General features: G+C 73.0%; 15 protein-coding genes. 6 read left to right on the forward strand and 9 right to left on the reverse strand.

What is annotated here, in order from left to right; genetic code table 11:
- Positions 1 to 105 precede the first annotated feature (105 nt).
- From LUTJ29_RS0101515 to LUTJ29_RS17945, 3 genes are all read left to right on the forward strand, one after another.
- Positions 106 to 1,662: a sodium/sugar symporter gene (locus tag LUTJ29_RS0101515; RefSeq protein ID WP_027070996.1), complete on the forward strand. Its 1,557-nt coding sequence runs from the start codon at positions 106 to 108 to the stop codon at positions 1,660 to 1,662.
- Positions 1,663 to 1,722: 60 nt separating this feature from the next.
- Positions 1,723 to 3,696, forward strand: coding sequence for a S9 family peptidase (locus LUTJ29_RS0101520; RefSeq protein WP_043740027.1), 1,974 nt, complete (start codon positions 1,723 to 1,725; stop codon positions 3,694 to 3,696).
- 73 nt (positions 3,697 to 3,769) lie between these two features.
- Positions 3,770 to 4,888: a sensor domain-containing diguanylate cyclase gene (locus LUTJ29_RS17945; protein ID WP_051322584.1), complete on the forward strand. Its 1,119-nt coding sequence runs from the start codon at positions 3,770 to 3,772 to the stop codon at positions 4,886 to 4,888.
- A gap of 10 nt (positions 4,889 to 4,898) precedes the next feature.
- Here LUTJ29_RS17945 and LUTJ29_RS0101530 read toward each other — a convergent pair whose 3' ends face one another.
- The 6 genes from LUTJ29_RS0101530 to LUTJ29_RS0101555 all read right to left on the reverse strand — a co-directional run bounded on the left by LUTJ29_RS0101530 (position 4,899) and on the right by LUTJ29_RS0101555 (position 7,874).
- Positions 4,899 to 5,288, reverse strand: coding sequence for a YciI family protein (locus LUTJ29_RS0101530; protein ID WP_027070998.1), 390 nt, complete (start codon positions 5,286 to 5,288; stop codon positions 4,899 to 4,901).
- Positions 5,289 to 5,310: 22 nt separating this feature from the next.
- Entirely contained in the window at positions 5,311 to 5,778 is a 468-nt protein-coding gene (msrB, locus tag LUTJ29_RS0101535) for a peptide-methionine (R)-S-oxide reductase MsrB (RefSeq protein WP_027070999.1), read from the reverse strand.
- A gap of 77 nt (positions 5,779 to 5,855) precedes the next feature.
- Positions 5,856 to 6,110: a DUF3297 family protein gene (locus tag LUTJ29_RS0101540; RefSeq protein ID WP_027071000.1), complete on the reverse strand. Its 255-nt coding sequence runs from the start codon at positions 6,108 to 6,110 to the stop codon at positions 5,856 to 5,858.
- 46 nt (positions 6,111 to 6,156) lie between these two features.
- Positions 6,157 to 6,441: a DUF4031 domain-containing protein gene (locus LUTJ29_RS0101545; RefSeq protein ID WP_027071001.1), complete on the reverse strand. Its 285-nt coding sequence runs from the start codon at positions 6,439 to 6,441 to the stop codon at positions 6,157 to 6,159.
- A 125-nt stretch (positions 6,442 to 6,566) separates the two neighbouring features.
- The gene (locus LUTJ29_RS0101550) at positions 6,567 to 7,130 is read right to left on the reverse strand and encodes a DUF3016 domain-containing protein (protein WP_043740028.1); all 564 of its coding nucleotides are present in this window, start codon (positions 7,128 to 7,130) and stop codon (positions 6,567 to 6,569) included.
- A 108-nt stretch (positions 7,131 to 7,238) separates the two neighbouring features.
- Positions 7,239 to 7,874, reverse strand: a complete 636-nt coding sequence (locus LUTJ29_RS0101555; protein WP_232221129.1) for an arylesterase — start codon at positions 7,872 to 7,874, stop codon at positions 7,239 to 7,241.
- Between the two features lie 184 nt (positions 7,875 to 8,058).
- On the opposite strand from LUTJ29_RS0101555, the gene LUTJ29_RS0101560 reads away from it, so the two are divergent.
- From LUTJ29_RS0101560 to LUTJ29_RS0101570, 3 genes are read left to right on the forward strand one after another with little or no spacing between them, the layout of a single operon-like run.
- Positions 8,059 to 8,790 (forward strand): ABC transporter ATP-binding protein, encoded by a 732-nt coding sequence (locus LUTJ29_RS0101560; RefSeq protein ID WP_051322636.1) that lies wholly within the window; start codon positions 8,059 to 8,061, stop codon positions 8,788 to 8,790.
- Between the two features lie 4 nt (positions 8,791 to 8,794).
- The gene (locus LUTJ29_RS0101565; protein ID WP_027071005.1) at positions 8,795 to 11,299 is read left to right on the forward strand and encodes an FtsX-like permease family protein; all 2,505 of its coding nucleotides are present in this window, start codon (positions 8,795 to 8,797) and stop codon (positions 11,297 to 11,299) included.
- 10 nt (positions 11,300 to 11,309) lie between these two features.
- Entirely contained in the window at positions 11,310 to 11,540 is a 231-nt protein-coding gene (locus LUTJ29_RS0101570) for an RNA-binding S4 domain-containing protein (RefSeq protein ID WP_027071006.1), read from the forward strand.
- Between the two features lie 257 nt (positions 11,541 to 11,797).
- Here LUTJ29_RS0101570 and fabB read toward each other — a convergent pair whose 3' ends face one another.
- The 3 genes from fabB to LUTJ29_RS0101585 form a co-directional block, all read right to left on the reverse strand.
- Positions 11,798 to 13,030, reverse strand: a complete 1,233-nt coding sequence (gene fabB / locus LUTJ29_RS0101575) for a beta-ketoacyl-ACP synthase I (RefSeq protein WP_027071007.1) — start codon at positions 13,028 to 13,030, stop codon at positions 11,798 to 11,800.
- The gene (fabA, locus tag LUTJ29_RS0101580; RefSeq protein ID WP_027071008.1) at positions 13,027 to 13,536 is read right to left on the reverse strand and encodes a 3-hydroxyacyl-[acyl-carrier-protein] dehydratase FabA; all 510 of its coding nucleotides are present in this window, start codon (positions 13,534 to 13,536) and stop codon (positions 13,027 to 13,029) included. The genes fabB and fabA overlap by 4 nt, the downstream gene beginning before the upstream one ends.
- Before the next feature lie 148 nt (positions 13,537 to 13,684).
- A complete protein-coding gene (locus LUTJ29_RS0101585; RefSeq protein WP_027071009.1) occupies positions 13,685 to 13,942 on the reverse strand; it encodes a hypothetical protein in 258 nt (85 codons plus the stop codon).
- Positions 13,943 to 14,082: the final 140 nt, after the last annotated feature.

The following is a 14,082-nucleotide window of genomic DNA, read 5'->3' on the forward strand; positions in this document are numbered from 1 at the left end:
GGAGCGTGCGCCACGCCTGGCGCGACCACCCGCGGACGGCGGCGCGCGGCGCCGCCTCGCCACCCGCCGCGCCGGCCCGCGCGGCGCGATCGCCGGAGGTGACGGATGCAGCTGTCGGGTCTGGATATCGGGATCGTGCTGGCCTACCTCGCCGGCATCTTCCTCCTCGCGCAGTGGGTCTCGCGCGCGAAGGCGGGGCACGACCGCGACGCCGAGGACTACTTCCTGGCCGGCAAGGCGCTGCCGTGGTGGGCGATCGGCGCCTCGCTGATCGCGGCCAACATCTCGGCCGAGCAGATCATCGGCATGTCCGGGTCGGGCTACGCGATCGGCCTGGCGATCGCGTCCTACGAATGGATGGCGGCCGCCACCCTGCTGATCGTGGGCAAGTGGTTCCTGCCGGTGTTCCTGCGCAACCGCATCTTCACGATGCCGCAGTTCCTCGAGCAGCGCTACGGCCGCCGCATCCGCACGGTGATGGCGGTCTTCTGGATCGGCCTGTACGTGTTCGTGAACCTGACCTCGATCCTGTGGCTGGGCTCGCTGGCGATCGCCCACGTCTCCGGCGTGGACCAGACCTGGGCGCTGCTGGGCCTGGCCGCGTTCGCGCTTGCCTACCAGATCCATGGCGGGCTCCGCGCGGTGGCGCTCACCGACGTGGTGCAGGTGGTGCTGCTGGTGCTGGGCGGGCTGCTGCTGGCCGGGATCATGCTCGAGCGCATCGGCGGCGACGCCGGCATGTGGGGCGGCCTGCAGCGCCTGCGCGCCGAGGCGCCGGGCCACTTCCACATGATCCTCTCGCCCGACCATCCCTTCTACAAGGACCTGCCCGGCATCAGCGTGCTGGTCGGCGGGATGTGGATCATGAACGTGAGCTACTGGGGCTTCAACCAGTACATCATCCAGCGCGCGCTCGCGGCGAAGGACATCGGCGAGGCCCAGAAGGGCGTGCTGTTCGCGGCCTTCCTCAAGCTGCTGATGCCGCTGATCGTGGTCCTGCCCGGCCTGGCCGCGGTGCTGCTGGCGCCGGGCCTGGAGCGGCCGGACGCGGCCTACCCGGCGATGATGGCGCTGCTGCCGGCCGGTGCGCTGGGGATCGTGTTCGCGGCGCTGATCGCGGCCATCGTCTCGTCGCTGGCCTCAATGAGCAATTCGATCTCGACGATCTTCACCCTTGACCTCTACCGCCGACGCGACGCCGGCGAACAGCACCTGGTGCGGGTGGGCCGGATCGTCACCGCGGCCTCGATGCTGCTGGCCGTGCTGGCGGCGCGCCCGCTGCTGGGCAGCTTCGACCAGGCCTTCCAGTACATCCAGGAGTACACCGGCTTCTTCACCCCCGGCATCGTGGTGATCTTCGTGCTCGGGCTGTTCTGGAAGCGCGCCAACGAAGCGGGCGCGCTCGCGGCCGCGATCGGTTCGTTCCTGCTCTCGATCGTGCTCAAGCTGGCCTGGCCGGCGCTGCCGTTCATCGACCGCGTCGGCCTGGTGTTCCTGCTCGCGCTCGGGCTGGCGGCGGTGGTCTCGCTGCTCACCCCGCACGTGCCGGCGCGCGACGTGATCGAGACCGGGGACGTGGACTACCGGACCGGTGCGGCGTTCAACGCGGGCGCCGTGGCGGTGCTCGCGATCCTGGTCGCGCTGTACGCCGTGTTCTGGTAAGGCCGCGCGCGTTCCACCGCGCGCCGCAAGCGCGTAGGATCGGCCCGGGGAGGGGACGACATGCAGGCAATCGTGCTTGCCGCCGCCTGGCGGCTGTCGGTGGCGGTCGCGCTCGCGGCCACCGTGCTCGCGCCGGCCCGCGCCGCGGCGCCGGTCGACCTCGGGGACTACGTCCGCCGCGACCGTTTCGAGGACATCCGCATTTCGCCCGACGGCCGCCACCTGGCCGCGACCGTGCCGCTGGAGGACCGGGTGGTGCTGGTGGTACTCGACCGGGCCACCGGCGGGATCGCCAGCGGCGGCGCGGGCGCGGCCAACACCGAGGTGGTCGATTTCTGGTGGGCCGACGACGGGCACGTGCTCCTCACCATGGGGCAACGCTTCGGGAGCAGGCAGGTCACCTACCCGACCGGCGAGATCCACGTGCTCGAACTGGACAGGAAGCGGGTGCGGCGCCTGATCGGCGAGGCCGGGCAGGCGGGCATCGTGCAGAACCTCGTCCCGACCACGCCGGAGTTCGCCACCGTGGTCGATCCGCTCCCCGATGAGCCCGGCGTGGCCCTGGTCGCGGTGGAACTGCCCGATGCCCAGCCCAGGGCCCAGCTCGAGCGCCTGAACCTGCGCTCGGGCCGCCGCACCACGGTGACCGCCGCGCCGGTGCGCCGCGCCCGCTTCATCCTCGATCCTGCCGGCGTAGCGCGCTTCGCCTACGGCTTCGACGTGGAGAACTACAGCAAGCTGTACTACCGCGACGGCGAGGGCGCGGCGTGGCGCCTGGTGCACGACGCACGCGGCAGCGACTTCATCGCCAAGGCCGTGGGCATGGCGGCCGACGGCGCCACCGCCTACGTGCAGGTCACCCGGCCCGACGGCGGGCCGGACGCGATCGAGGCCTGGGACATGCGGACCCTGGCCCGGACCCCGCTGCTCCAGGATCCGGTGGTCGATCCGGAGCGAATCATCTACGACAGCGACGGTCGCACCCCGGTGGGCGCGCGCTACATGGACGATGGCGTGCGCCTGCGCTTCTTCGACGAGGATTCGGCGGTGGCACGGCGCTACCGCATGCTCGAAAGCGCATTGCCCGGCAGCGCCGTGGCGATCACCTCCGGCACCCGCGACGGCCGGCTCTCGCTGGTGCACGCCGCCAGCGATCGCGATCCCGGCCAGTACCTGCTGTTCGATGCCGAGGCCAGGACGCTCGATGGCGTGTTCGCACGCATGGACTGGCTCGCGCCCGGGCAGGCGGCGCCCACCCGCCGGATCCGGCTGCAGGCGCGCGACGGCGTCGCGCTCCACGGTTACCTGACGCGTCCCGCCGGCGCGGACGAAGGGCCGCTGCCGCTGGTGGTGATGCCCCATGGCGGCCCGTTCGGGGTCTTCGATGCGTGGTACTTCGACACCGAGAGCCAGCTGCTCGCGGCCGCCGGCTATGCGGTGCTGCGGGTGAACTACCGCGGGTCGGGGAACTACGGGCGCCGTTTCCAGGAAAGCGGCGCCGGCCAGTGGGGCGGCGCCATGCAGGACGATCTCACCGATGCCACCCGCTGGGCGATCGACGAGGGGATCGCGGTGGCCGACCGGATCTGCATCGTTGGCGCCAGCTACGGCGGGTACGCGGCGCTGATGGGGGTGGCCCGGGAGCCCGGCCTGTACCGCTGCGCGGTCGGCTACGTCGGGGTCTACGACCTGCCCGCGCTGCACGCCGACCGGGCGCGCACGGCCGCGTCCCTGCGCCACTGGGTGAACGAATGGATGGGCGCGCGCGACACCCTGGCCGCGCGCTCGCCGGTCAACCTGGCGGCGCGGATCAAGGCGCCGGTACTGCTGGTCGCCGGGGGCGCCGACACCATCGCCCCGATCTCGCACAGCCGCCGCATGCAGCGCGCGCTGGAGGCGCATGACGTGCCGGTGCGGACGCTGTACGTGGACAGCGAGGGCCATGGCTTCCGCAGCGAGGACAACCGCCGTCGCTACTACGCCGAGCTGCTGTCGTTCCTGGCCGGGCATCTCGGCGGCGCCACCGCGCAGTGACCGTTGCGGCCGTGACCTTGATGGCGGTCGCGGCGCAGCGGGATACACTGCCTCCATCATGGAGGAGCGGGGGATGCGCGACATGCGGTGGCGGACGGCGGCTGGCGCAGGGACGGGTGCGCCCGGCGGGGGGCTGTCGGTCGACGCCGCGCGCCTGTCCGACGTGCTTGCGCGGATCTCGCGCGAAGCGCTGCAGGCCGATGGCCTCGACGACGTCCTGCAGCGCATCGTCGACTGCGTCGTCCAGCGGCTGCCCGTCCCGATCGCGAGCATCATCCTGCTCGACGACAGCGGCACCCGCTTCGTGAAGGAAGTCTGGGCCGGGGACATCCCGCTGGCCGAGATCGACGTGACCATCTGGGACGTCTCGATGGGCATCGCCGGGCGCTGCGCGCGCACCGGCAAGCCGCAGCTGATCACCGACGTCAGCCGCGACCCGGACTACGTGATGGGCAACCCGGCGGTGCGCTCGGAATACGTGGTGCCGATCCGGCATCGCGGGCGCCTGCACGGCGTGCTCAACGTCGAAAGCACCGGCGACGACTTCTTCACCGCCGAGACTTGCGCGGTGTTCGACGCGATCGCGCACCAGGTGGCCGGCGCCATCCACCTGGCGCGCGTGGTGGCGGAACTGGAAGCGGCCAACCGCAAGCTGCGCGAACTCTCCACCGTCGACGGCCTCACCGGCCTGGCCAACCGCCGCTGCCTCGACGAGCGCCTGGCCTTCGACTGCCGGGAGCAGCGTGGCCCGCTGGCGCTGCTGCTGGTGGACGCGGACTGCTTCAAGCAGCTCAACGACGCCCTGGGCCACCTGCACGGCGACGAGTGCCTGCGGCGCCTGGCCGGCATCTGCGGCGGGTTCGCGCGCGGCGAAGGCGACATGGCCGCGCGCTACGGCGGCGACGAGCTGGCCCTGGTGCTGCCGGGGCGCGAGGTGGACGAGGCCATGGCGATCGCCGAGCGCCTGCGCCAGCGGGTGGAAGAGGCGGCGATGGCGCACCCGGTGTCGGTGGTGGCGCCGTGGGTCACGGTCAGCGTCGGGGTCAACGTCGTCGGACCCGGCCGGACCCGGACCCCCGCCCGTCTGCTCGCGGGCGCGGACCGCGCCCTGTACGCAGCCAAGTCGCAGGGGCGCAACCGGATCGCCGCGGCGACGCCGCCGCCGGAGCGACCCGGACCGGCCGCCGGCTGAAGGCGGCTGCTCAGGCGTGCGCCGGGCGGGCGCCCACCTGCCTGCGCACCGCGTCGACGTCGCGCACCGGGCGCACCTCGATGCAGCCGGTCTCTGCCCAGGGGAACTGCGCGGCCAGCTCCAGCGCTTCCTCCAGGCTGTCCGCCTCGACCAGGTTGAAGCCGGCCAGGATCTCCTTGGTCTCGGCGAACGGCCCGTCGACGATGCTCACCTTGCCGTTGCGGCGGCGCACCGACTTCGCGGTCGAAGGGCGCTCGAGCTGCCTGTAGTCGACCAGCGTGCCGTGGGCCTTGAGTTCGTCGGCGCGTTCGAGGCAGTGGCGCATGCGGCTCTCGTATTCGCCTTCGGGCAGCGCTTCCTGCAGCGCCTCGTCGATGTAGACCAGCAGCAGGTATTGCATGGGATCGTCCTGGCGGTGGGGGTCAGTCGGCGGCGCCGGCCTCGGCGCCGCCGCGACCGAGCGGATCGGGCAGCGGCTGGCCCGCGTCCACGAAGGCCAGCGACACCGAGTTGATGCAGTGGCGCTCGAAGGTGGGGGGCGGACCGTCGGGGAACACGTGGCCGAGGTGGCTGCCGCAGCGCGCGCAGACCTCCTCGGTGCGGACCATGCCGTGGCTGGTGTCGCGCACGTAGCGCAGGTGCTCGGGCGCGTACGGGGCGAAGAAGCTCGGCCAGCCGGTGCCCGAGTCGAACTTGGCCCCGGAGCGGAACAGCGGCAGGCCGCACAGGCGGCAGCAGTAGACGCCCTCGCGCTTGTTGTCGAGGAACACGCCGCAGAACGGCGCCTCGGTGCCGTGGGCGAGCAGGACCCGGCGCTCGGCCTCGTCCAGGCCGGCCTCGAGGGCGGCGCGCTGGGCGGGGTCGGGCGGGGTCAGGTCGAATCCGGACACGTGGCGGCTCCTGCGGTGGAGCAGCGAGTTTGCCACCTGCGCCGCGGATGCCCAAACGCCCCCGGCGGCGGCGCGCGTCAGCCCCTGGGCGGCAGCAGGTACCAGGCTTCGACCTCGCCCCTGAGCTTCACCGTCAGCGGCTGGCCGCGGCGGTCGAGCGCCTTGCCGGCGGCCACCCGGATCCAGCCTTCGCTGATGCAGTACTCCTCGACGTCGCGCCGTTCCACGCCCTTGAAGCGGATCCCGATGCCACGGTCGAGCGACGCCTCGTCGTAGTAGGGGCTGCGCGGGTCGTTGGACAGGCGGTCGGGCGGGGAATCGGTCTCGGTCATGGCGGGCGCGTGGCGTCGGTACCCGCGCGATTGTAGCCGACCCGGCTCAAGACGCCTCGCCGCGTCCCTGCGCCTTCGCCCGTGCGATCACCGCGCGCACCAGGTCGCGGTCGCGGTGGCGCGAGATCGGCCGCGCGCCGAGCGCGATCGCCAGCTCGCGCAGTTCGGCGGTGACGTCGTAGTGGGCGCCGCTGGTGCGGTCCTGGAACGCGTGGCGCGGGATGCCGAGGCGCGCGGCGAAGGCGTGCAGCTCGTCGAGCGTGTCGGCCATCAGGTGCGCCCAGCGCCTGCCGCGCCACAGCGTGACCGCATCGTCGACGTAGACAGCCATCCTGCGCAGGGTCCTCGTGGGGCGAGGCGCCATCTTCGCGCAAACGCGGGGTCGCGTGGTCGCGCAACCGCGTGGGCGATGGCGGATGCGACGAGGGCGCCGTCGCCGGCGCCCTCGGGCGGGGTTCAGTGGCTGGCGACCACCGGCGGACCCAGTTCGTCGCGGGCCCAGCGGTCGATCATCCGCTTCTCGTAGTACAGGTTGTCGCGCACCGGATGGCTGCCGGTGGTGAGGAAGCCGGCGTCGCGCAGTTCGCGGGTGCCCTCGGCCAGCACTTCGCCGTTGGCGCCGAGGTGGCGCACCTCGAGCTTCATCGACGGCGGGTAGTGGTCGCGCACGATGCGCACGTCCTGCATGTGCATGCCGCGCCAGGGCTCATAGCGGCCCGCGCGATGCAGGTCGGTGATCGTCACCTCCAGGCGGTGACCTTCGGGCAGGCGCCTGGCGGCGGCCTCGCGCACGTGCTCGGCGAGCTCGTACACCCAGTTGCCCTGGGCCGCGCGCCAGCGGTTGCCGCTGAACTTGAGGTCGGAGAATCCGGAGGGATCGGTCCACTGCACGCTGACCGGGCCGTCGTCGGGCAGGGCGCGGGGCGCATCCGGATCGGTCACGTTGCGGGTGGCCGCGACGGCGGTGCTGGCCGCGAACAGGACGGCGACGAACAGAAGGAAGCGGGTGGCGTGTCTCATGGCGATACTCCTGTCAGCACGCCGAGTCTGCGACCGCGGGGCTGAACCGTGCACGACCCCGCAGGGTGCCCGCCCCGCGGGCGGGCGACCGGGCCCCTTGCCGTGGCCTCAGTCCACGGCGGCCGCGTCCAGCAACGGGGCCAGCGCCGGCCAGACGTGATCGAGCAGGCGGCCCTGGACCTGGGCGGTCGGGTGCAGGTTGTCGTCCTGGAAGGCCGTGCGGTCGAGGGCGATCGGCTCGAGCAGGAACGGCACCAGGCCGGTGTCGAACAGCGCGGCGAGCTCGCGGTAGTTGCGTTCGAAACCGCGCGTGTAGTCCTCGCCCAGATTGGGCGGCATGCGCATGCCGACCAGCAGGACCCGGGCGCCGGCATGCTTCGAGGCGCCGATCATGCGGGCCAGGTTGCGCCGCGCCTCGCGCAGCGGCAGGCCGCGCAGCCCGTCGTTGGCGCCGAGCGCGATCACCACCACGTCCGGTCGGTGGCGCAGCAGCTCGCCGACGATGCGCGAGGCCCCGCCGGCCGTGGTCTCGCCGCTGATGCTGGCGTTGACCACGCGCCAGCCGGGCTTCTCGCGCGCCAGCCGCTCGCCGAGCAGCGAGACCCAGCCCTCGTGCGCGGCCATGCCGTAGCCGGCCGAGAGCGAATCGCCCATCACCAGCACCGTGCGCTGCGTCGCCGCCGGCGGCGCGGCCTGCGGCTGCGCGACGGCAGGCAGCAGCGCCAGCAGCAGCAACAAACTCATGGCCCATTGCATCGGCCGGGCCCAGCCGCCATAAGGACATCCGCGGGGCCGGACGCCGGCCCCGCGCCCATGCGGGCGGGACGGCTGCGGAACGCCGCGTCGTCGGTTGGCCTGATGCATCGATCGATCCTCGCTCGTGGTGCGCCCTGCGCCTGCGATCCACGATAACCAATCCGGAATGAACATGGCCGACGCCCAAGCGTTCCCCGCCGCCGCCGACCCTGCCGACCGCGCCGCCGTGCCCGCCCTGCGCGTGCGCGGCCTGGGCAAGCGCGTGGACCTGCCTTCCGGGCCGCTGACCATCCTCGACGGCGTCGGCTTCGACATCGCCCGGGGCGAGGTGGTGGCGGTGGTCGGGGCCTCGGGCTCGGGCAAGAGCACCCTGCTGTCGCTGCTCGCCGGGCTCGATGTCCCCAGCAGCGGCTCGGTGGACCTCGACGGCGAGCCGGTCTCGGGCCTTGACGAGGACGGCCGCGCGCGGGTGCGCGGCGACAAGGTCGGCTTCGTGTTCCAGAACTTCCAGCTGCTGCCCTCGCTCACCGCGCTGGAGAACGTGATGCTGCCGCTGGAGCTGCGCGGCGACGCCGACGTCGAGGCGCCGGCCCGGGCCATGCTGGCCAAGGTCGGGCTGGGCGAGCGCCTGCACCACTACCCGCGCCAGCTGTCGGGCGGCGAGCAGCAGCGGGTGGCGCTGGCGCGCGCCTTCGTGACCGGGCCGTCGCTGCTGTTCGCCGACGAACCCACCGGCAACCTCGACACCCGCACCGGGCAGGCGATCATCGAACTGCTGTTCGCGATGAACGCCGACGCCGGCACCACCCTGGTGCTGGTGACCCATGACGACCACCTGGCCTCGCGCTGCCACCGCACCCTGCGGCTGGACGGCGGACGCCTGGTCGCGGACGGACGCGGCTGATCCGATGCGCACGCTGACCCTGGCCTGGCGGCAGCTGCGCCGCGACCTCGCCGCCGGCGACATCCGGATCCTGTTCGCCGCGCTGGTGCTGGCGGTGGTGGCGGTGACGTCGGTCGGCTTCGTCACCGACCGCGCCGCGCGCGCGCTGGCGATGGAGGCCAACCGCCTGCTCGGCGGCGACGCGCTGGTGCGCAGCGATGCGCCGGTCGCCGGGCCGATCGACGAGGCCGCCAACGACCCGGCGCTGCGCCGCACGCGGACGGTGGAACTCGACAGCATGATCCGCGTGGGCAACGGCGCCGACGCGCAGCTGCGCCTGGGCGACCTGCGCGCGCTGGACGCAGGGTTCCCGCTGCGCGGCGCGTTCCGGATCGTGGGCCGCGACGGGGTGGAACGCGATGCGGCCACCATACCGGCGCCCGGCACGCTCTGGCTCAGCCGGGCCGGTGCCGACGCGCTCGGTGCGCGCATCGGCGACCGCGTCGGCATCGGCAGCCGCGAGTTCGAGCTCGCCGCGCTGGTGGTCCAGGAACCCGATGCCGCGATCGACTACTTCAACGTCGCGCCCAAGGCCTTCCTCAACCTCGCCGACCTGCCGTCCACCGGCCTGGTGCAGGAAGGCAGCCGGCTGCGCTACCGGCTGGTGGTGGCGGGCGACGCGGCCGCGGTCGAACGCTTCACCGCGGTGGCGCGCGACAATCTCGGCCGCGGACAGCGGATCGAGACGATCGGCGACGCGCGGCCGGAAGTACGTTCGGCGCTCGACCGCGGCGGGCGCTTCCTCGGCCTGGCCGCGCTGGTGTCGGTGGTGCTGGCGGCGGTGGCGGTGGCCATGGCCGCGCGCCGCCACAGCGAGCGCCACCTGTCGGGCGCGGCGGTGATGCGCTGCCTGGGCGCGCAGCAGCGCACCCTGGTCGGGATCCACGTCGGCGAACTGCTGCTGCTGGGCCTGGCCGCGTGCACCTTGGGCGTGGCGATCGCGTTCGCGCTGCAGTGGTCGGTGGCCGGCTGGCTGGCGCAGGCGCTCAAGGTGGAGATCCCCCCGGCGGGCATCTGGCCGGCGCTGCGCGGCTACGGCGTCGGCCTGGTGGTGCTGCTGGCGTTCGGCGCGCCACCGGTACTGGCGCTGCGCAGGGTGCCGGCGTTGCGGGTGCTGCGTCGCGACCTCGACGGCAGCGAGCCCTCGGCCTGGGCCGTCGCGCTGGCCGGGATGGGCGGTCTCGCCGCGCTGCTGTGGTGGCAGGCCGGCTCGGCCACGCTGGCGGTGGCGATGCTGGCCGGGATCGCGCTCACCCTGGCGGCGCTGGCGCTCATCGCCTGGCTGCTGATCCTGGTCGTGCGCCGCCTGCGCGCCCGCCTGCGCGGGGCGTTGCGCTACGGCCTGGCCAACGTCAGCCGGCGCGCCGGCGCAAGCATCGCACAGGTGTCCGCACTGGGGCTGGGGCTGATGGCGTTGCTGCTGCTCACCTTCGTGCGCACCGACCTGCTCGACCGCTGGCAGCTGGCGCTGGGGCAGGACGCGCCCAACCGCTTCATCATCAACGTGCAGGCCGACCAGATCGCCCCGGTGCGCGACTTCGTCGCCGGGCGCGGCATCCCCGAGCCGGTGCTGTTCCCGATGGTCCGCGCGCGCCTGGTCGAACGCAACGGCGAGCCGGTGCGCGGCGAGGACTATGGCGACGACGTCCAGGCCCGGCGCCGCGCCGAGCGCGAGTTCAACCTGTCGATGGCGCAGGCGCTGCGCGACGACAACAAGGTCGTGGCCGGCACGTTCTGGAACGGCAGGCCGTCCGCTCCCGAGCTGTCGGTGGAGGAGAACTTCGCCAGGGGCCTGGGCTGGCAGCTGGGCGACCGGATCGCGTTCGACATCGCCGGGCGCCGCTTCGAGGCACCGATCACCAGCCTGCGCAGCGTGGAGTGGGAGAGCTTCCAGCCCAATTTCTTCGTGCTCGCCTCGCCGGGTGCGCTCGACGGCTATCCCGCCAGCCACATCACCGCGGTGCAGGTGCCGGCCGGCGATGCGCGCTTTACCGCCGAGCTGGTGCAGGCGTTCCCGAACCTGTCGGTGATCGACGTCGACGCGGTGCTGGCCCAGGTGCGTGCGACCGCCGACCAGGTGTCGACCGTGGTGCAGGTGGTGTTCTGGTTCTCGCTGCTGGCCGGCGTGCTGGTGCTGCTGGCGGCGGTGAGCGCCAGCCAGGACGAGCGCCTGCTCGAGGGCGGGGTGATGCGCGCCCTGGGCGGCAGCCGCGGGCAGCTGCGGATGGCGCAGGTGTCGGAGTTCGCGGCCATCGGCCTGCTCGCCGGGCTGGTGGCGACGGTCGCCGCCTCGGTGCTGTCCGGCGTGGTCGCGACCCGGGTGTTCGACCTGCCCTGGCGCCAGGACTGGATGCTGGCCGCCGTCGGCTGCGCGATCGGCGTGGCGGTGACCCTGGCCGCCGGGCTGTTCGCCACCCGCCGGGTGCTGGACGCGCCGCCTTCGGCGACGCTGCGCGAACTGCAGGGCTGAGGAGGGCGCCATGGCCGAAACGACGTTCGAACTCGAGGGCGACCACGTCGAACTCAACCAGCTGCTGAAGCTGTGCGGCGTGGTCGACAGCGGAGGCGCCGGCAAGGCGCTCGTGGCCAGCGGCGCCGTGCGCGTCGATGGCGCCGTGGAGCTGCGCAAGACCTGCAAGATCCGCGCGGGCCAGGTGGTGGAGGCGCAGGGCCTGCGCATCCACGTCGCCGCCCCGCCCGATTCCCCGTAGGAGCGGCTTCAGCCGCGACCACAGACCCTCGCCCCCCAGCCCCGGCCGACACGCCCTTCGCCGTCCAGGCCGCGCACGGCAAGCTCAGCCGCCGGGGCGCAACGGGTCGCGGCTGAAGCCGCTCCTACGGGGGGCGGCCGTGCGTGGCGCGGGGGCGGGCGGTCCCGGGCCAAGGGGCCCGGGATGCGGGGTTTCCTGGTCGCGGCTGAAGCCGCTCCTACGGGGGGGCGCCGTGCGTGGCGCGGGTGCTTGCCCGCTCAGCCTTCCCAGCGGCGCAGCACCAGGCTGGCGTTGGTGCCGCCGAAGCCGAAGCTGTTGGATAGCACGGTGCGCAGGGCGGCGTCGCGGCTTTCGCGCACCAGCGGCAGGTCGGCGGCTTCCGGGTCGACGGTGTCGACGTTGATCGAGCCGGCGATGAAGCCCTCCTGCAGCATCAGCAGGCAGAAGATCGCCTCGTGCACGCTGGTCGCGCCCAGCGAATGGCCGGTGAGCGACTTGGTCGAGGAGAACGGCGGCACCGCGTCGCCGAACACGGCGCGCATCGCGCGCAGTTCGGCCACGTCGCCGACCGGGGTCGAGGTGCCGTGGGTGTTGACGTAGTCGATCCCGCCATCGAGGCCGTCGATCGCCGAGCGCATGCAGGCGATGGCGCCGTCGCCCGAGGGCGCGACCATGTCCTCGCCGTCCGAGCTCGCGCCGAAGCCGACCAGCTCGCCGAGGATGGTGGCGCCGCGTGCCTGCGCGTGGCCGAGCTCCTCGAGCACCAGCGCGCCGCCGCCGCCGGCGATGACGAAGCCGTCGCGGTCCACGTCGTAGGGGCGCGAGGCGCGCTCCGGCGTCGCGTTGTATCGGGTCGACAGCGCGCCCATGCCGTCGAACAGCATCGCCATGCCCCAGCTGACCTCTTCGCCGCCGCCGGCGAAGACCACGTCCTGCAGGCCGGCCTGGATCTGCTGCGCGGCGACGCCGATGCAGTGCGCCGAAGTGGCGCAGGCCGAGGAGATCGAGTAGTTCAGGCCCTTGATGCCGAACGCCGTGGCCAGGCAGGCCGACACGGTCGAGCTCATCGTGCGCGTGACCTGGTACGGGCCGACCCGGCGGATGCCGCGTTCGCGCAGGGTGTCGGCCGATTCGATCTGGTTGGTCGGCGAGCCACCGCCCGAACCCATGATCAGGCCGGTGCGCGGATTCGAGACCTGGTCTTCGCCCAGGCCCGACTGCGCGATCGCGTCGCGCAGCGCCACGTAGGCGTAGGCCGCCGCGTCGCCCATGAAGCGGCGCAGCTTGCGGTCGATCTGCGCCTCGAGGTCGATCCGGGGCACGCCCGAGACCTGGCTGCGCAGGCCGCGGTCGGCGAACGCCTGGTCGAAGGCGATGCCGCTGCGGCCTTGGCGCAGCGCCGCGGAGACCGTGGCCAGGTCGTTGCCGATGCACGAGACGATGCCGGCCCCCGTGACCACCACGCGGCGCGGGCCAAGCGCGAGGCTCATGCGTCGCCCTCCCGCTGGAACAGGCCCACGCGCAGGTCGGAGGCGGTGTAGATCTCGTTGCCGTCGCAGTACATGCGCGCATCGGCGATGGCCATGATGAGCTTGCGCTTGATCAGGCGCTTGATGTCGACCTCGTAGCGCACCAGCTTCGCGGCCGGGCCGACCTCGCCGGTGAACTTGACCTCGCCCGCGCCGAGCGCGCGGCCGCGGCCGGGCAGCTGCTGCCAGGTGAGGAAGAAGCCGACCAGCTGCCACATCGCGTCCAGTCCGAGGCAGCCAGGCATCACCGGATCGCCGGCGAAGTGGCACTTGAAGAACCACAGGTCGGGGTGGATGTCGAGTTCGGCCTCGACCCGGCCCAGGCCGTGGGCGCCGCCGTCGTCGTCGATGTGGGTGATGCGGTCGAACATCAGCATCGGCGGCAGCGGCAGGCGGCCGCTGCCGGGCGCGAACAGCTTGCCCTCGCCGGAGGCGATCAGTTGTTCGTAGCTGAACGAGTCCTTCATCGGCGCGGCGGTCCTCACTCTGCGGGACCGCGAAGTATCGCGGAAACGCGGGCGCGATGCCGCACGTGGCGGTGGGTCAAAGCGTCCAACGGGCGCCCGTTGCGACCAAAGTCGGGCCTCGCCGGCACGCCACTGCGCGGCGGCGGCCTCAGTCCACTTCCTCCAGCCCGGCGCCGAAGCGGCGGCCGTGCCCGCGCTCGTCGCTCACCCGCAGGACCTCCGCCCGGTCCAGGTCGGGTGCGCCGTACACGGCGCAGACCACCGTGCCGTCGCGGCGCCCGAGCGCGTGCAGTCGGTAGCGCGACTGACCGCTGCCGGTCTCGGGCGGGTAGTGGCGCGGGGGCTCGCTGCCCTCCAGGTCCAGTTCGCTGTTGTCGATCGTGCCGCCCACGAACAATGCCCGCATGCCGTCCTCCCGTGGCTGGAATCCTGATGGAACCGCAAGCGTGCCCGCACCGGCGTCCTTGCCGGGTCAAGGCGGCGGGGAGGCTTTGCGCCCGCACGGCTAGAATCCGGGACCCGCCGCGACCCGTGCCCCGATGCCAG

Origin of the sequence: Luteimonas sp. J29 (assembly GCF_000472505.1) — a bacterium.
In the GTDB taxonomy this organism is placed as follows: Bacteria; Pseudomonadota; Gammaproteobacteria; order Xanthomonadales; family Xanthomonadaceae; genus Luteimonas.